General features: G+C 73.3%; 15 protein-coding genes and 1 pseudogene. 3 read left to right on the top strand and 13 right to left on the bottom strand.

The genetic code is table 11. The features are described 5' to 3' along the window. Window positions 1–160: 160 nt before the first annotated feature. The 12 genes and pseudogenes from ABZ885_RS22725 to infC form a co-directional block, all read right to left on the bottom strand. Window positions 161–634, bottom strand: a pseudogene (locus tag ABZ885_RS22725) (substrate-binding domain-containing protein); the annotation flags it as partial. Window positions 635–965: 331 nt separating this feature from the next. After that, window positions 966–1,808 (bottom strand): chitosanase, encoded by an 843-nt coding sequence (locus tag ABZ885_RS22720; protein WP_360191465.1) that lies wholly within the window; start codon window positions 1,806–1,808, stop codon window positions 966–968. A 161-nt stretch (window positions 1,809–1,969) separates the two neighbouring features. Next, entirely contained in the window at window positions 1,970–2,935 is a 966-nt protein-coding gene (locus ABZ885_RS22715) for a hypothetical protein (RefSeq protein ID WP_360191462.1), read from the bottom strand. Further along, a complete protein-coding gene (locus tag ABZ885_RS22710; RefSeq protein ID WP_360191459.1) occupies window positions 2,932–3,861 on the bottom strand; it encodes an ABC transporter ATP-binding protein in 930 nt (309 codons plus the stop codon). Before ABZ885_RS22710 ends, ABZ885_RS22715 begins: the two co-directional genes overlap by 4 nt. Next, window positions 3,858–4,289, bottom strand: a complete 432-nt coding sequence (locus ABZ885_RS22705; RefSeq protein WP_360191456.1) for a GntR family transcriptional regulator — start codon at window positions 4,287–4,289, stop codon at window positions 3,858–3,860. Before ABZ885_RS22705 ends, ABZ885_RS22710 begins: the two co-directional genes overlap by 4 nt. 120 nt (window positions 4,290–4,409) lie before the next feature. After that, on the bottom strand, window positions 4,410–6,911 hold the full coding sequence (gene pheT, locus ABZ885_RS22700) for a phenylalanine--tRNA ligase subunit beta (protein ID WP_360191453.1): 2,502 nt from the start codon (window positions 6,909–6,911) through the stop codon (window positions 4,410–4,412). After that, the gene (pheS, locus tag ABZ885_RS22695; protein WP_360191450.1) at window positions 6,911–8,032 is read right to left on the bottom strand and encodes a phenylalanine--tRNA ligase subunit alpha; all 1,122 of its coding nucleotides are present in this window, start codon (window positions 8,030–8,032) and stop codon (window positions 6,911–6,913) included. Before pheS ends, pheT begins: the two co-directional genes overlap by 1 nt. 246 nt (window positions 8,033–8,278) lie before the next feature. Continuing rightward, on the bottom strand, window positions 8,279–9,382 hold the full coding sequence (locus tag ABZ885_RS22690) for an ATP-binding protein (RefSeq protein ID WP_360191447.1): 1,104 nt from the start codon (window positions 9,380–9,382) through the stop codon (window positions 8,279–8,281). A gap of 152 nt (window positions 9,383–9,534) precedes the next feature. Continuing rightward, window positions 9,535–10,401, bottom strand: a complete 867-nt coding sequence (locus ABZ885_RS22685) for an RNA methyltransferase (protein ID WP_360191444.1) — start codon at window positions 10,399–10,401, stop codon at window positions 9,535–9,537. Between the two features lie 169 nt (window positions 10,402–10,570). Next, window positions 10,571–10,966 carry a 50S ribosomal protein L20 gene (gene rplT, locus ABZ885_RS22680; RefSeq protein ID WP_355669891.1) on the bottom strand — a complete coding sequence of 132 codons (396 nt, stop codon included), beginning with the start codon at window positions 10,964–10,966 and terminating at the stop codon, window positions 10,571–10,573. A 108-nt stretch (window positions 10,967–11,074) separates the two neighbouring features. After that, window positions 11,075–11,269, bottom strand: a complete 195-nt coding sequence (gene rpmI / locus ABZ885_RS22675; protein WP_153460093.1) for a 50S ribosomal protein L35 — start codon at window positions 11,267–11,269, stop codon at window positions 11,075–11,077. A 140-nt stretch (window positions 11,270–11,409) separates the two neighbouring features. After that, window positions 11,410–12,114 (bottom strand): translation initiation factor IF-3, encoded by a 705-nt coding sequence (infC, locus tag ABZ885_RS22670; protein ID WP_360191468.1) that lies wholly within the window; start codon window positions 12,112–12,114, stop codon window positions 11,410–11,412. A gap of 460 nt (window positions 12,115–12,574) precedes the next feature. Here infC and ABZ885_RS22665 point away from each other — a divergent pair, with 460 nt between their 5' ends. After that, window positions 12,575–12,952, top strand: a complete 378-nt coding sequence (locus ABZ885_RS22665) for a DUF1844 domain-containing protein (protein WP_360191440.1) — start codon at window positions 12,575–12,577, stop codon at window positions 12,950–12,952. Between the two features lie 66 nt (window positions 12,953–13,018). Here the strand turns inward: ABZ885_RS22665 and ABZ885_RS22660 are convergent, their stop codons facing one another. Further along, a complete protein-coding gene (locus ABZ885_RS22660; RefSeq protein ID WP_360191437.1) occupies window positions 13,019–13,762 on the bottom strand; it encodes an SseB family protein in 744 nt (247 codons plus the stop codon). Between the two features lie 99 nt (window positions 13,763–13,861). Here ABZ885_RS22660 and ABZ885_RS22655 point away from each other — a divergent pair, with 99 nt between their 5' ends. Both ABZ885_RS22655 and ABZ885_RS22650 read left to right on the top strand, forming a co-directional pair. Next, on the top strand, window positions 13,862–15,094 hold the full coding sequence (locus tag ABZ885_RS22655) for an alanine racemase (protein ID WP_360191434.1): 1,233 nt from the start codon (window positions 13,862–13,864) through the stop codon (window positions 15,092–15,094). Between the two features lie 313 nt (window positions 15,095–15,407). Further along, complete coding sequence (locus ABZ885_RS22650) at window positions 15,408–16,331, top strand: lytic polysaccharide monooxygenase (protein ID WP_360191431.1); 924 nt, start codon at window positions 15,408–15,410, stop codon at window positions 16,329–16,331. Window positions 16,332–16,441 lie beyond the last annotated feature (110 nt).

Genomic DNA, 16,441 nt, shown 5'->3' with positions numbered 1-16,441 from the left:
ATGCCGACCTCCACCTCGTGCTGGAAGCGCCGGGCCGCGCCGCCGTCGTTGGTGAAGATGGCGGTGCCGTTGCCGTACGGGTTGGCGTTGATGAGATGCCCGCGTTGGGGTCGGACTCGGCGCCGTTGATCATCACCACGTTGGCGGTGGCGGCCTTCGGGCCGAGCGCGTCCAGCAGCGCCTGGCCCTGGAGTTCGCCCGTGCGGCCGTTGTCGAACGAGACGTACGCGGCGACCTTGCCCTCGGCCAGCCGGTCGTAGGCGACGACCTTCGCGCCCTTGGCGGCGGCGGCCTCGACCCACGGCGCGGTGCTCTTCGCGTTGACCGGGTCGAGCAGGATGACCTTCACGCCCTTCGCCAGCAGGTCGTCGAACTGGCGCTTCTGGGTGGCCTCGTTGCCGTCGGCGTTGGCGTAGTCGACCACGCACTTCGAGCAGAGGCCGGACACCGTCGACTCGATGAGCGGCTTGTCGAAGGCCTCGTAGCGGGTGGAGGAGGCGTTCTCCGGCAGCAGCAGGCCGATGGTCTTGGCTGCCCCGTCGGCCGCAGGGGTCTGCGTCCCGTCGGTCTGGCCGCAGGCCGCGAGGGCGAGCGCCAGCGACAGCGTGGCCGTGCCCGTGGCCGCGCGACGCATGGGTCTGTTCATGGCGGATGGTCCTCCTGACTGCGCCGCGGCATCGCGGCAGAGGACGGAGTCAAGCGCCAGAACAGCGATGCCGTCAAGAAGTGAAGGAGGTTTCGGGGCCTCTTCGGACCAATTCGTTATCGAGTGAATGGGAAGTGAAGACGGTCTCCGCATCGCCGCAGGCCAGTAGAGACCCGTCGGCTTCAGACGTCAAGTCGTGAACCCAGGAGCGCGCCTGGCCCCCGACTCAGCCCCCAGCCCGGCCGTGCTGCCCCGCCCGCACGGACGTCGGCCCGGCCCGGACGTCACCGTCCGGGCCGGGCCGCTTCGCAGGTCCGGGTCAGCTGTTGATGCTGTAGCTGTCGCCGTAGACCTTCCACTTGAGCGGCGGGTTGAGGTCGAAGTTCTTCGCGTTGAGGAAGACCAGCTGCTCGGTGTCGACGCGGCTGGTGTCGGAGTGCGCCTCCTCGGTCTTCATCGCCGCGCGGCGGGCGTCCAGGAAGGCCTTGAGGTAGGCGGCCTCGTCGCCGCCCTGGGCCGGGGTCCTGGCCTTCTTCATCGCGGTCTTGCGGATGCCGCCGAAGCTGGTCGGGTCGGTGCCGGGGCCGTGCATCACGATGGCGTCGTAGTAGGCGAACTGGCCGAGCGCGCGCAGGCCGTCGGCCTTCGCCTGGTTGACGGCGGGGTTGAAGTAGACCCGGTCCCGCTCGTCGTTCTGGGCCTGCTGGAAGACGGTGTCCTTGGCCGCGGCGGCCCAGTCCCGCTCGAAGGCGGAGCCGAGGCCGGCGTGCGAGTCGCTGCCGTTGACCTTGCGCAGCGCCGGGAGGTACTTGGCGAGGACGTTGCCGGGCTTGAGGTCGGCGTAGTGCTCGACCAGGTCGAGCATGTCCCCGGTGCCGGAACAGAAGCCGATGATGCCCGCGGTGTAGCCGCGGCCGTCCTTGATGTCCTCGATGTACTTGTACTGGGCCTTCCAGTCCAGCGAGGAGTTCTCGGCGCTGGACACCAGCTGCATCGCGATGTCCTTCTTGTGCGGGTCGTCCAGGCCGACGCCCTTGGCCTGGACGACGGCCGCGGCCGGGGCGGTCGCGTGGGCGGCGCCGGCGGCCGCGACCGTGGCGGGCGCGGCCACCAGCAGGGCGGCGAGGGCGATGCGTGCGGTGCGGTGCTGCTGACGGTGCATCTGGGCTCCGTATCCGTGGGGGCGGGCGTGCGGGCACCCGCCGCAAGGGAGTTAGGAAACTTTCCTAACTACTTGATAGCGGCCACGCCACGGCACCCGCAAGGGTTTTGACGGAATCACCTCAACCCCTGCACGTCCGGGCAGCCCGCACTGCCCCCGCGTCACGCGGCCCGGCGGCGCAGCCACCAGACCGCACCGGCGCACGCGGCCAGCCCCAGCAGCGCCATCCAGCCGAACTCGACGGCCTGGAAGGACCAGTAGCGGTCGGCCGGCTGGTACACCTCGTGCACGGCATAGCCGCCGTCCCGGACCAGCCGCTCGGCGTCGTCGAAGCCCTTCCCGAGGTCGAACAGCGCGTCGCTGCCGATCCGGTTCCCGGCCGGGTCGGAGAACCAGGTGCTCCCCGTCCAGCGCTGGTCCACCGAGGTCTGCATCAGGGTGTGCACGGTGTCCTCCAGCGGTGTCCGGTAGTGGAACCGCATTGCCTCGGCCACGAAGGTGACCGCGACCGAGGCCACCAGCCCGGCCCCCACCGCCACCACCGTCCGGCGCAGCACCGCGCCCGCCAGCGCCGCGCACCCGAAGGCCAGCAGCGCCCGGCCGGCCAGCGCCGGGGCACCCTCCACGAACAGGGCCGGGCTGAACCGCCCGCCCTGGCGGGCCATCGGCTCGTTCCACCAGGCGAGCACCACCCCGACCAGCGCCGTCGCACCGGCCAGCACCGTCCCGGCCAGGGCCAGGCCGCCGACGGTGAAGCGGCTCCGGCCCGCGCCCTGGGTCCAGGCGAAGCGGAACGTGCCGTACTCGAACTCCCGCGCCACCAGGGGCCCGCCGACGAACGCGCCGACCGCGCCGCCGAACAGGTAGAGCACCGTGTTGCCCACCATCAGCGGGGCGCCCCAGCCGCGGATGAAGTCCTTCCAGACCCGGTTGCACTCCAACAGCGACGGATCGCAGGCCGCCGCCCCCGAGCTCCGGTAACCGGCGTGCACGTACAGGCCGCTGACCAGCAGCAGGGCGCAGACCCCGGCCAGGACGGCGAGGACGGTCAGCAGGGCGGTGCGGTGGCGCAGCCAGACCGCCCCGAGCAGGCCGCCCAGGGGCAGGCCGGCGGTGATCGTGCTCACGACTGCAGCACCCTCTCGTCGCGACGGACGGCCCCGCTCGGGCCGGGAAGTGCGGCGGCGGCCGGCTCCCGCAGGTAGGCGAGGACCAGCTCCTCCAGTCCGATCCGCTGTTGGCGCCAGCCGCCGCCCACCGGGGCGTCGGCTCCACCGGTGCGCACCAGCAGGTGGGACTGGGCGCCGGCCCGCCGGTCCCGGACCACCGGGAGGCGAGCGGCGACCGCGTCGGCCTCGGCGGTCGGGCCGGTGAGCATCCGGTGGCCGCCGAGCAGGTCGTCCACCTCGCCGCCGACCTGGACCCGGCCGCCGGCCAGCACCACTAGGTAGTCGCAGCCCTGCTCCAGCTCGGCGACGGCGTGCGAGGAGAACAGCACCGAGAGGCCGTCCTCGGCGACGGCGGTCAGCAGCACGGCCATGAAGTCGTGCCGGGCCAGCGGGTCGAGCGCCGCCAACGGCTCGTCCAGCAGCAGTAGCTCGGGCCGCTTGGCGAGTGCGAGGGCGAGCGAGACCTGGGCCTGCTGGCCGCCGGAGAGCCGGCCGTACCTACGGTCGAGCGGGATGCCCAGGCTGTCCAGGTGGGCCCGGGCCCGGGCGCCGTCCCAGCGCCGGTTGAGGCCGCGGCCGATCCGCAGCAGGTCGCGGACGGTGAGCCCCGGGTAGAGCGCGGCGTTCTGGGCGACGAAGCCGATCCGGTCCAACGCGTCGGGCGAGCCGGGGAGTTCGCCGCCGAGCACACTCAGGGCACCCTCGGTCGGGAGGGTCAGCCCGGCGGCCAGGTTGAGCAGGGTGGACTTGCCGGCGCCGTTCGGGCCGACCAGCGCCACCACGTGCCCGGCCGGGATCGCGAGGTGGCAGTCCCGCAGCGCCCAGGAGCGCCGGTAGCGCTTGCCCAGCCCGCCGCAGTCGATCACCGTCTCCGGCGCCCTCACGCCACCACCCCGTCCGAACCGTCCGAACCGTTGCGCAGGTCGCGCAGCGCGTCCTCGAACACCGCGGCCATCCCCTCCTCGTCCAGCCCGGCCGCCCGCGCGGTGCGCAGCCAGTCGAGCAAACCCCTTCGCAGCGCGGCCCGTTCGCGCAGCGGCACCACGCCGGCGGGCAGTCCGCGGACGAAGGTGCCCTGGCCGCGCCGGCCCGCCGCGAGCCCCCGGTGCTCCAGCTCCCGGTACGCCTTGAGCACGGTGTTGGGGTTGATCGCCAGCCCCGCCACCACCTCGCGTACCCGGGGCAGCCGGTCACCCTCCTGCAACCACCCCATCCGCAGCGCCTGTTCGACCTGCTGCACCAGTTGCAGGTAGGTCGGGACGCCGGACGCCGGGTCCAGCCGGAACTCGATCGCCGAGGGCTGCTCCTCCATTGCTTTATCTACTTCCATAGTTAATGAGTGAAGTAGAGAAATGACGTGCCGTCAACCAAGGAACGGCAAAGGGCCCCCGGAGACCGGTCGGTCTCCGGGGGCCCCTCGGCCTACCGGGCGTCAGGCGCCGCGCAGCACCGCGCCCGTCCGGGCCACGGCCTCGGCGACGGCCGCCTCGCGGGCGGCGGTCGCCTCGTCGGCGGTCAGCGTGCGGTCGGCGGCGCGGAAGCGCAGCGCGTACGCCAGCGACTTCTTGCCCTCGCCGACCTGCTCGCCGGTGAACACGTCGAACAGGCGGATCGCCTCCAGCAGTTCGCCGGCGCCGGCCCGCAGCGCGGCCTCGACCTCGGCGGCCGGGACGGCGGTGTCCACGATCAGCGCCACGTCCTGGGTGGCCACCGGGAAGCCGGAGACCGCCGGGCCGGAGACCCGCTCGGCGCCGTCCTCGGTCAGCAGGTCCAGGTCCAGCTGCATCGCGCTGGTGCGCTCCGGCAGGCCCATCGCCTTGACGACGCGCGGGTGCAGCTCACCGGCGTGGCCGACCACGCGGTCGGTGCCGGCCACCACGAGCTCGGCGCAGCGGCCCGGGTGCCACGGCATCAGCTGGCCCTGGCGGACGGTCAGCTCGACACCGGCGGCGCGGGCCACCGTGCGGCCGGCCTCGATCGCGTCGGCCCAGCTCGCCTGGGAGCCCTTGCCCCACCAGCCGGACGGCAGCCGCTCGCCGGCCAGCGCGACGGCGACCCGGCGCGGCTGGTGCGGCAGCGCCGCGTCCAGCGCGGCCAGCTCCTCGTCGCTCGGCCGGCGGTCGACGGCCGGGCGCGGCGCGACGGACAGCTCGTCCTTCGGCAGGAAGACCGTGCCCGTCTCGAAGATCGCCAGGTCGGTGTTGCCGCGGCCGACGTTGCGGCGCAGCGCCCCGAGCAGGCCCGGCAGCAGCGTGGTGCGCAGCGCCGGCTCCTCGTCGTTGAGCGGGTTGACCAGCTTCACCGTGCGGCGGCGCCGGTCGTCCTTCTCCAGGCCGAGCGCGTCGAAGGCGGCGTCCCCGACGAAGGGGTAGTTGTTGACCTCGACGTAGCCGGCCGCGGCCAGCGCCACGCCGACCCGGCGGTGCATCCGCTGGGCCTCGGTCAGGCCCTTGCCCGGCGGCACGGTGGGCATCCGGGCGGGCACGTTGTCGTAGCCCTCCAGGCGGATGACCTCCTCCACGAGGTCGTACGGGTCGGTGAGGTCGGGGCGCCAGGTCGGCGGGGTGACCTCCAGGACGTCGGCGCCCGCGACCGAGCAGCCGATCTCCTGCAGGCGCCGGGTGACGGTCTCGCGGCCGTACTCGGTGCCGGCGACCCGGTCGGGCAGGTCGGCGGCGATGGTGATGGTGCGCACCGGATGCGGGGCGGCGATGTCGGTGACACCGGCCTCGGCGGTGCCGCCGGCGATCAGCACCAGCAGGTCGACGGCGCGCTGCGCGGCGGCGCGGGCGGCCTCCGGGTCGACGCCGCGCTCGAAGCGCTTGGACGCCTCGGAGGGCAGCTTGTGCCGCTTGGCGCCGCGGGCGATGGCGACCGGGTCGAAGTGCGCCGCCTCGATGATCACCTCGGTGGTGCCCGGGCCGGCGGCCGGGTCGAGGATCTCGGTGGAGGCGCCGCCCATCACGCCGGCCAGGCCGATCGGGCCGCTGTTGTCGCAGATCAGCAGGTCCTCGGGGGACAGCTTGCGCTTGACCCCGTCGAGGGTGGTGAGCGACTCGCCCGCCTCGGCCCGGCGGACCAGGATCGGTCCGTCGACCCGCTGCTTGTCGTAGGCGTGCAGCGGCTGGCCGACCTCGAGCATCACGTAGTTGGTGATGTCGACGGCCAGCGAGATCGGCCGGATGCCCGCCTTCTGCAGGCGGCGCTGCAGCCAGATCGGCGACTTGGCGGCCGGGTCGAGGCCGACCACGGTCCGGGCCACGAAGCGGTCGCAGCCGGCCGGGTCGGCGACCTTGACCAGGTAGCCGTACGAGTTGGCCGGGGGCACGTCGAGCAGCGCCGGGTCGGCCAGCGGCAGCCCGTACGCGGCGGCGGCCTCGCGGGCGACGCCGCGCATCGAGAGGCAGTAGCCGCGGTCCGGGGTGACGGCGATGTCCAGCACCTCGTCGACCAGCTGGAGCAGCTCGATCGCGTCGGTGCCGGGCTCGTACTCGGGCGGGAGCACGATGATGCCGTTGTGGTCGTCGCCCATGCCCAGCTCGCGGGCGGAGCAGATCATGCCGGCCGAGGTGTGGCCGTAGGTCTGCCGGGCCGCGATCGGGAACGGGCCGGGGAGCACGGCGCCCGGGAGCACGACCACGACCTTGTCGCCGACGGCGAAGTTGGTCGCGCCGCAGACGATCTCCTGCGGTGCGCCGGTGCCGTTGGCGTCGCCGACGTTGACGAAGCAGTGCCGGATCGGCTTCTTGAAGCCGGACAGCTCCTCGATGGAGAGCACCTCGCCGACCACCAGCGGGCCCTTGAGGTCGCCGCCGAGCTGCTCGACGGTCTCGACCTCCAGGCCGGCCCGGACCAGGCGCTCGGCCACGTCGCGACCGGTCTCGCCGGCCGGCAGGTCGACGTACTCGCGCAGCCAGGAAAGCGGGACGCGCATCAGATCTCCATCCCGAACGGGAGGGTGAATCGCACGTCACCCTCGACCATGTCGCGCATGTCGGCGACGTTGTGACGGTTCATCAGGATCCGCTCCAGGCCCAGGCCGAAGGCGAACCCGCTGTAGCGGCTCGGGTCGACGCCGCAGGCGACGAGCACCCGCGGGTTGACCACGCCGCAGCCGCCGAGCTCGATCCAGCCCTCCGAGGAGCAGGTCCGGCAGGGCTTGTCCGGGTTGCCCACGGACTCGCCGCGGCAGACGAAGCACTGCAGGTCGATCTCGGCGCTCGGCTCGGTGAACGGGAAGTACGAGGGGCGCCAGCGCAGCTCCAGGCCGTCGCCGATCAGCTTGGAGACCAGCTGCTCGATGGTGCCCTTGAGGTCGGCGAAGGTGATGCCCTCGTCCACGGCCAGGCCCTCGACCTGCCGGAAGACCGGGGTGTGGGTGGCGTCCAGCTCGTCGGTCCGGTAGACCCGGCCGGGGCAGACGACGTAGACGGGGGGCTCGCGGTCGAGCATGGTGCGGGCCTGGACCGGGGAGGTCTGGGTGCGCAGCACCACGCCGGAGTCGGCGGAGCCGTCCGGGGCCCGGACGAAGAAGGTGTCCTGCATCGAGCGGGCCGGGTGGTCCGGGCCCAGGTTGAGCGCGTCGAAGTTCAGCCACTCGGCCTCGACCTCGGGGCCCTCGGCGACCTCGTAGCCCATCGCGACGAAGGTGTCCTCGATGCGCTCGGCCAGCGTGGTCAGCGGGTGCCGGGCGCCGCGCGGGGCGCGGTCGTACGGCAGGGTGACGTCCACCGCCTCCTCGACCAGCACGCGGGCGTCGCGCTCCGCCTCCAGCTCGGCCTGGCGCTTGGCGAGGGCCTGGTTGACGGCGCCGCGGGCCTGGCCGATCAGCTTGCCGGCGGCGGCCTTGGCGTGCGGGGGCAGGGCGCCGATCTCGCGGTTGGCGAGGGAGAGCGCGGAGCGGTCGCCGGTGTGGGCGACCTTGGCCTGCTTCAGCTCGTCGAGGGAGGCGGCGGCGGCGAAGGCCTTGACGGCCTCGTCCCGGGCCTGCTCCACCACCTCGGGCTTGAGGGCCTCGACCTCGACCGGGTCGTACGACTTGTTGGGTGCCGACATCTCTATCTTTCCCGTGCTCCTGCTCGTCCGTGCTCAGGTAAAGGGGGGCTCGTGCCTTCGCGTCACGCCCGGCGGGGCCGGGGCACGGGCAGCCCCCGCCTCGGTACTCGGGGAGGGTGTCCGCGGCACAGCCGCGCAGGGCGTTGCGCAACGCCAAAGGTCGAGTGTAGTCGCAGCGCGTAGCGCGACCGTCGTGAAGCCCGTCCGGCGGCGACTTCGGGAGCCGCCCGGAGCGTTCGCTCCGGCTCAGAGCATGAAGTCGGGCACGCCGGCGGGCAGGATAAATCGGAACCGGGCGCCGCCGCCGGGCGCGCGGTCGACACGGATCGAGCCGCCGTGGGCCTCCACGATGCCCTTGACGATATAGAGGCCCAGGCCCGTGCCGCCGCGCTTGGAGCCGCGCCAGAAGCGGGTGAAGACGCGCGGCATCGAATCCTCGGGGATGCCGGTTCCTTCGTCGCTCACGGTGACTGCGGTGCCTTCCACGGTGCGGGGCGGGGTGCCGGAGCGCTCCCAGACGGGCGCCTCGACGACCTCCTTGGCCGGTGCCACCTCGATGGTGACAGTTCCCTCACCGTGCCGCACCGCATTTTCCAGCAGGTTGGCCAGCACCTGGTCGACCTTGTCCGGGTCGGCCCAGAGCACCGTGAGCGGCTCGCTGACCCGGATGTCGAAGCGGTCCTCGGGGATGCCGGTGGCGACCTTGCGCGCCACGTGCCGGTGCACCGCCGCGGCCAGGTCCACCACCTGCTTGCGCAGCTCCAGCCGGCCGGCGTCGATCCGGGAGATGTCCAACAGCTCGGCGATCAGCCGGGTGACCCGGTCGGCGTCGGCGTCGACGGTCTCCAGCATCAGCCGCTTCTGGCCGTCGGTGAACCGCTCCCACTTGGCCAGCAGCGTCGCCGTGAACCCCTTGACGCTGGTGAGCGGCGACCGCAGCTCGTGCGCGACGGTGGCGATCAGCTCGGCGTGGCTGCGCTCGGTCCGCCGGCGGGCCTCGGTGCCGCGCAGCGCGATCACCAGCCGCTCCAGCCGCCCCTGCGGGCAGGACCGCACGTACCGGGCGGAGACCAGCACCTCACGCCCGCCGGGCAGCAGCAGGTTGCGCTCCGGCTGGCTGGTCCGGATCGCCAGCCCGCCGTACGGGTCGGTCAGCTGCCACCAGCGGCGGCCGTCCAGGTCCTCCAGCGGGAGGGCGTCCTCCAGCGGACTGCCCAGCACGGCCTCCGGGCGGATGCCGGTCAGCCGGGCGGCGGCCCGGTTGAAGCAGACCACCCGGCCCTGCGCGTCGGCGACCACCAGGCCGTCCGGCAGGTCGTCCGGATCGAGCTCTGGCCCGCTGCCGACCATGGGTGTCCTCCCCGATTACCCACCGTGTCTTTCCCCCCACCGAGGCAGACCCTAGCGTCTCGCAGCCCCTGCTCATAGGGCGTGACCGACAATCCGCACCCGGCGGGAACCGCCGGACACGCCCCCCGGGCCGCCAGCACGTCCGCAGGCGGCTACTCCTTCGCCCGGCACCCGCCCGGCGAGCGCTGGGCCCGCGCGGAGGCGTAGAGGCAGACGGCGGCCGCCGTGGCCAGGTTGAGGCTCTCGGCGTGCCCGTGGATCGGCACGCGCACCACCTCGTCGGTGAGTGCGCGGGTCTCCTCCGGGAGCCCCCACGCCTCGTTGCCGAACACCCAGGCGCCGGGTGCGCCCAGGGTGCCCTCGTCCAGCTCCTGGTCGAGGTCGCGCTCGCCCGCGCCGTCGGCGGCGAGCACCCGCACGCCGGCCTCGCGCAGCCGGCCGACCGCCTCCTCGACCGGCACGCCGACGGCGACCGGGAGGTGGAACAGGCTGCCGACGGAGGCCCGGACGGCCTTCGGGTTGTAGAGGTCCACCGAGGCGTCGGTGAGCACCACGGCGTCCGCGCCAGCCGCGTCGGCGGTGCGCAGCACGGTGCCCGCGTTGCCGGGGTCACGGACGTGGGCGAGCACGGCGACCAGCTTCGGCCGGGCCTTGAGCACCTCGGCGAACGGGGCGTCGATGAACCGGCAGAGCGCCACGATGCCCTGCGGGGTCACGGTGTCGCAGATCTCCGCGATCACCTCGTCGGTCGCGGTGAGCACCGGCAGCCCCTCGGCGAGCGCGGCCTCGACGATGCCCGCGTGCCGCTCGGCGGCCTCCGGGCTCACGTACACCTCGACCACGGCGTGCTCGGCCGAGCCCGGCAGCTTCCCGAACGCGACGGCCTCGCGGACCGCCTGCGGGCCCTCGACGAGGAAGCGGCGCTCCTTCGTGCGCTGGTTCCGCTTGGCGAGCCGGCGGGCGGCGACGACGCGCGGCGAGCGCAGGGAGGTCAGCAGGGGGGTGTCGGTGCTCGGCATGGTCTCGTCTCTGGGGCGCTGGGAAGGCGTGGGGCGCGGGGAAGGCGTGGGGCGCGTGGAGTGCCCGGGGCGCCGCGGGGGCGCCCGGGGGCGCTGGGCGGAACGCAAAACCGGACCCGCAGGAGGTGCCTGCGGGTCCGGTCGGGTACGACTACCGATCCAAGAAGGATCAGGCGGCGTCGGCGGCGGCCTTCGGGGCGTTCACGTCGGCCGGCAGCGCCTTCCGCGCGACCTCGACCAGCGACGCGAAGGCGCCCGGGTCGTTCACCGCGAGGTCGGCCAGCATCTTGCGGTCGATCTCGACGCTGGCGGCCTTCAGGCCCTGCACGAAGCGGTTGTAGGTGATGCCGTTGGCACGGGCCGCAGCGTTGATGCGCTGGATCCACAGCTGACGGAAGTCGCCCTTGCGCTTCTTGCGGTCGTTGAAGTTGTAGACCAGCGAGTGGGTGACCTGCTCCTTGGCCTTGCGGTACAGGCGCGAGCGCTGGCCACGGTAGCCGCTGGCGCGCTCCAGGATGACCCGGCGCTTCTTGTGGGCGTTGACTGCCCGCTTGACGCGTGCCACTTGATTACTCCTTGGGTAGGACCACGGACTACTTCACGTGGTCCGTCATTCGAATGGGTCGGGAAGGATCAGCGCCCCGCTCACGGCTCGCACCGGGCGGGAGGGCGATCACTTGCCGAGAAGCTTCTTGATCTTCTTGGCGTCAGCGGGGGCCATCTCGATCGTCCCGGCCAGCTTGCGGGTCAGCGTCGAGGGCTTGTGCTCCAGGAGGTGGCGGCGGCCGGCGCGCTCGCGCAGCACCTTGCCAGAGCCACTGATCTTGAAGCGCTTGCTGGCGCCACTGTGCGTCTTCTGCTTCGGCATTTCGCCGTATCTCCTCGTCGGTCCGTCCACGCCCGCGCGGTGGTTGCCGCGCGGGCGTGAAGGATGGATCTGCGGTGACCGGGCGGGGCGCCCCGTCACCCGTGGTGGCCGGTCCCCCGGGCCGCCCTGGCCGTCAAGGCTCAGGCGTCCTGGGAGGCCTCGGCCGGCTGCTCGACCTCGGCGGCGTCCTCGACGGCCTCCGCCTCGGCCACGGCGTTCTCGGTCTCGACGGCGGCGTCCGCGTCGTCGCCCTCGGCGGCGTCGGCGGTCCGGCCCTGACGCTCGGCCTTGCGGGCGTCGGCGAGCGCACGGGCCTCGGCCATCGCCTCGGTCTTCTTCTTGTGCGGGCCGAGAACCATGATCATGTTACGGCCGTCCTGCTTGGCCGAGGACTCCACGAAGCCCAGGTCCTGGACGTCGTTCGCCAGCCGCTGCAGCAGTCGGAAGCCCAGCTCGGGGCGGGACTGCTCACGACCGCGGAACATGATCGTGATCTTGACCTTGTCGCCCTGCTTGAGGAACCGGACGACGTGACCCTTCTTGGTGTCATAGTCGTGCGGGTCGATCTTCGGCCGGAGCTTCATCTCCTTGATGACCGTGTGCGCCTGGTTCTTGCGCGCCTCACGGGCCTTCATGGCCGACTCGTACTTGAACTTGCCGTAGTCCATGAGCTTGCACACCGGCGGCCGGGCGGTCGCCGCGACCTCGACCAGGTCGAGGTCGTACTCCTGCGCGAGCTCCAGCGCCTTGGCAAGCGGCACGATGCCGACCTGCTCGCCGCTGGGACCGACGAGTCGCACCTCGGGGACGCGAATCCGGTCGTTGATGCGGGGCTCGGTGCTGATGGGGCCTCCTCGGTTGCACCTTCTGCGATGCGGCCGTCGGACGGCGGTCGCACGTAGTGGACTCGACCACTGGGCGGGGCTTCATTCGTGCTGCGCTGCCTGACTTGCTGGTAGGCACTGCATGCACCGCGACACGAAAAAAGCCCCGCTCGGTACAAGCGGGGCTCCACACAACCGGGGGCGGCGTCCGGTCAGGGACGCTGCGGGCGACTCGGCACCGGGGTGCCCGTCGCGGACCGGACCCGTCGACCGTGAGGCCGATCAGGTGGGAGACTTTCGCGGTTGCCCTCTCGGGCCTCCTGGGTGGAGCCTCCACTTGCTGGCCGGGCACCCTGAGAGCACCTGGCCGGTCAGTCTCGAAGCATACAGCGCTGCCGGGTCGAACGCTATTCCGCCCCCGCCGGGCCGCCCTTGTACGCTCGCTGTGTACGGACACCGGCACGACGGAACGAGCCCCCCTTTGAGCAGCGAGCCCACCCAGAACCCCGCCGCGGACGACGAGACGATCGGTTTCGACGACCTCACCCGGGACATCGCCGAGGTCCCGGCCGTCGAGGTGATCACCACCGTCGCGGTGCACCTGATGAGCGCGGCCGCGGTGAAGTGCGGCCTGGCCGAGGGCGGCGAGGCGGACAAGGACCTCGACGAGGCCCGCAAGCTGATCACCGCGCTGGCCGGGCTGGTCACCGCCGGTGCCCCCGAGATCAGCAACTTCCACGCGGCACCGCTGCGGGACGGCCTGAAGTCGCTCCAGCTGGCGTTCCGCGAGGCCTCGCTCGTCCCGGACGCCCCGGGTGCCGGCCCGGGCGAGAAGTTCACCGGTCCGGTCTACGCCTGACCCCGGTGACGGAGGGGGCCGCCTGCTCACCCGAGCGGGCGGCCCCCTCCGTTGCTCGGACTTCCCCTAGCGCCGGTACAGCGGCTCGCCCGGCAGCCGGGCGTCGGCCGGGAGCACCGCGAGGCTCAGGCCCCGGTCGAGCCGGACCCGCAGCACCGGGTCGGCCGCCACCGCCTGCCCCACCCGCTGCGCGGCGGCCTGGGCGCCCGCCTGGTCCAGCGCCGGGTCCAGCACCACCGCGAGCAGCCCGTCCCCGTCCTGGTACGGCGCCAGCAGACCGGTCACCACCTGCGGCTCGGCCGCCAGCAGCGCCCGCACCGCCTCCTGCACCGCGGGGTCGGCGACCGGCGGCAGGTACGGCCGGTTCTCCGCCAGCGCGCGCAGCCGGGCCCCCGACAGCTGGAAGGCCACCGGGCCCGCCGGGTCGATCAGCAGGGTGTCGGCGCGCTCCGAGAAGGCGACCATCGCGGCCTGCGGCGCGGCGACCGGCGCCGGGCGGGCGTCGGCCCGCCAGCGGGTCATCGCGTCCATCGAGGTGAAGGCCGGCAGGGCGCGGCGGCCGTCGGCGGCCTCGACCACCGGGACGGCCATGTCACTGGTCTTCTCGTGCTTGTGCCCGTGCTCGTCCACCTCGACCTCGCCGAGGACGGCGACGATCGGGACCATCAGCCGGGTCGGCGTCAGCGCCGCGAGCACCTCCGGCTCGGCGGTGCGGTCCTGCGACCAGCGCGCGAGCGCCTCGGCGAGCACCGGGTCGGCGCCGCCGTCGTCGGTGGCGAATCCAGGGTTCGGGATGTTCTTGCGGTCCACCCGGCCGACCCTATGCCACCACCCGGCCGTCCCCCCACGGACCGAAGGTCCCGCGTCCATCCACTACCGGCCGGTAGCGAGGTGTGGCAGTCTGCGCCCATGGCCACGCTCGAAGCTGCTGCCCGCACTGCCGCCGTGTCCTCACCCGCGGCCGACCGCGCCCGCTACGACCGGGCCACCGCCCACCTGGACGGCCCGGTGGCCGTCGTCGACCTGGCGGCCTTCGACGCCAACGCCGCCGACCTGGTGCGCCGGGCGGCCGGCAAGCCGGTCCGGGTGGCCAGCAAGTCCGTCCGGTGCCGGGCCCTGCTGGAGCGGGTGCTGGCGACGGACGGCTTCGCCGGGGTGATGAGCTTCACCCTCGCCGAGTCGCTCTGGCTGGCCCGCACCGGGATGCGCGACATCCTGCTCGCCTACCCCTCCGCCGACCGGGACGGCTTCGCCGAGCTGACCGCCGATCCGGAACTGGCCGCCGCGGTCACCGTGCTGCTGGACGACCCGGCCCAGCTCGACCTGATCGACGCGGCCCGGGCCGGCTCCGCCGAGGTGCGGGTCTGCCTGGAGCTGGACACCGCGCTGCACCTGCTCGGCGGGCGGGTCCGGGTCGGCGCCCGGCGCTCGCCGCTGCGCACCCCCGAGGACCTCGGCGCCTTCGCCGAACTGGTGCAGCGCCGCCGGGGGTTCCGGGTGGTCGGGCTGATGGCCTACGAGGGACACATCGCCGGCGTGGGGGACGACGTGCCCGGGCGGCCGGTGCGGTCGCGGCTGATCCGGCTGATGCAGGCCAGGGCGCGGACCGAACTGGCCGAGCGCCGGGCCGCCGCCGTCCGCCGGCTGCGCCGGGTGGCCGAGCTGGAGTTCGTCAACGGCGGCGGCACCGGCAGCGTCGAGTCGACGGTCGCCGAGCGGGCCGTCACCGAGGTGGCGGCCGGCTCCGGGCTGTACGTGCCGCAGCTGTTCGACCACTACCGCGCGTTCCGCGGCCGGCCGGCCGCGCTGTTCGGGCAGCCGGTGGTGCGCCGGCCCGGCGTCGGCGTGGTCACGGTGCTCGGCGGCGGCTACCCGGCCTCCGGGGCGGCCGGCCCGGACCGCTCCCCCGTGCCGTACCTGCCGGCGGGGCTGCGCTACGACCCGATGGAGGGGGCCGGCGAGGTGCAGACCCCGCTGCTCGGCTCCGCCGCGGACGACCTGCTGATCGGCGACCGGGTCTGGTTCCGGCACGCCAAGGCGGGCGAGCTGTGCGAGCGCTTCGCCGAACTGCACCTGATCGAGGGCGACGAGGTGGTGCGGACCGTCCCGACCTACCGCGGCGAGTCCAAGACCTTCCTCTGACCCGCACGGTTCACCCCCGGCCGGGGCCCACGCCAGGCCGGGGGCGACCACACCGGGCGGCCGCGCGACTGACGACCTTTCCGGCGCCTTAAGAGGGCCCGACGGGATTCCTAACCCAGGCTTCCCGTCGGGCCCTTGGGCTGTGCGTACGGCTACAGTCCGTCAAAAAGTGGCCCACAAAGGGCTATTGCCAGCTGGTCTAGTCCAATCATACGCTCAGGCCGGGGCCCGCGCGCCGGGTCGGCGGCCCCCGGGCAGACGTGTCCATCCCCCACACGATCGACCCGGACCACGGTCAAGGAGTCCCCACCCCATGTCCATGAAGCGAACCGCCCTGTCCGTCGGCGTGATCGGCGCCGCGGTCCTCGTCGTGTCGGCCACCGCCACCGGCACCGCCTCCGCCCACGGCACCATCACCAACCCGGTCAGCCGGGTCGCCGCCTGCTACGCCGAAGGCCCGGAGAACCCCAAGTCCCAGATCTGCAAGGACCTCGTGGCGATGAGCGGCACCCAGCCGCTGTACGACTGGAACGAGGTCAACATCGCCAACGCGGACGGCCACCACCAGGCGCTGATCCCGGACGGCAAGCTCTGCTCCGCCAACCGGGACAAGTACAAGGCGCTCGACCTGCCGCGGACCGACTGGCCGGCCACCCCGGTCAGCGCGGGCACCGTCAACGTCAAGTTCCGGGTCACCGCGCCGCACCAGGGCAACCAGACCGTCTACATCACCAAGCAGAGCTGGGACCCGACCCAGCCGCTGAAGTGGTCCGACCTCGACCCGACCCCGGTCGCGGTGGTGCCGACCAGCCGGACCTCGGCGGACGGCTACTACAACTACACCGGCACGCTCCCGCAGCGCACCGGCCGCCAGCTGCTCTACATGGTCTGGCAGCGCACCGACAGCCCCGAGGCCTTCTACAGCTGCTCCGACCTCGACTTCGGCAAGGCGGCCGGCGCCGGGCAGCCGGCCGCCCCGGCCCTGGCCGCGCAGGCGCCGGCCGCGCCGAGCGAGGAGCAGATCACCGCGGGCCAGTCCAAGTCCACCGTCTCCCACCACGGGCACGGCGGCAGCGCCAACGAGCCGGCCGGCGCGGTCGTCCCGACCACCAGCGCCGCCGTGGGCGGCTCGGCCACCGGCCCGCTGCTGCTGGCGGGCGCCGCCGCGATCGGCGTCGGCTGGGCCGGCATGGTGCTCCGGCGCCGTCGCTTCGAGGCTGTTCGACGCGACTCCTGACCGCCGGAAGCCGGGCCCGGACCGCCGCCGACCCCCGTGCGGTCCGGTCCCGGTGATCCCCTCGGCCGTGACACGGCGGCGGCCCGCCCGGAGGTTCCGGGCGGGGCGGC

It is taken from the genome of Kitasatospora sp. NPDC047058 (assembly GCF_040643935.1).
Lineage (GTDB): Bacteria > Actinomycetota > Actinomycetes > Streptomycetales > Streptomycetaceae > Kitasatospora.
Note: the sequence above shows the minus strand (reverse complement) of the source record. Positions and strands in the feature narration are given on the sequence as shown.

Coding starts and splice junctions, on each gene's coding strand:
- rpmI (WP_153460093.1), bottom strand. CDS start 11,269: ATGCCGAAGCAGAAGACGCACAGTGGCGCCAGCAAGCGCTTCAAGATC.
- ABZ885_RS22655 (WP_360191434.1), top strand. CDS start 13,862: ATGGCCACGCTCGAAGCTGCTGCCCGCACTGCCGCCGTGTCCTCACCC.
- pheS (WP_360191450.1), bottom strand. CDS start 8,032: ATGTCGGCACCCAACAAGTCGTACGACCCGGTCGAGGTCGAGGCCCTC.
- pheT (WP_360191453.1), bottom strand. CDS start 6,911: ATGCGCGTCCCGCTTTCCTGGCTGCGCGAGTACGTCGACCTGCCGGCC.
- ABZ885_RS22720 (WP_360191465.1), bottom strand. CDS start 1,808: ATGCACCGTCAGCAGCACCGCACCGCACGCATCGCCCTCGCCGCCCTG.
- ABZ885_RS22705 (WP_360191456.1), bottom strand. CDS start 4,289: ATGGAGGAGCAGCCCTCGGCGATCGAGTTCCGGCTGGACCCGGCGTCC.
- ABZ885_RS22685 (WP_360191444.1), bottom strand. CDS start 10,401: ATGCCGAGCACCGACACCCCCCTGCTGACCTCCCTGCGCTCGCCGCGC.
- ABZ885_RS22650 (WP_360191431.1), top strand. CDS start 15,408: ATGTCCATGAAGCGAACCGCCCTGTCCGTCGGCGTGATCGGCGCCGCG.
- ABZ885_RS22690 (WP_360191447.1), bottom strand. CDS start 9,382: ATGGTCGGCAGCGGGCCAGAGCTCGATCCGGACGACCTGCCGGACGGC.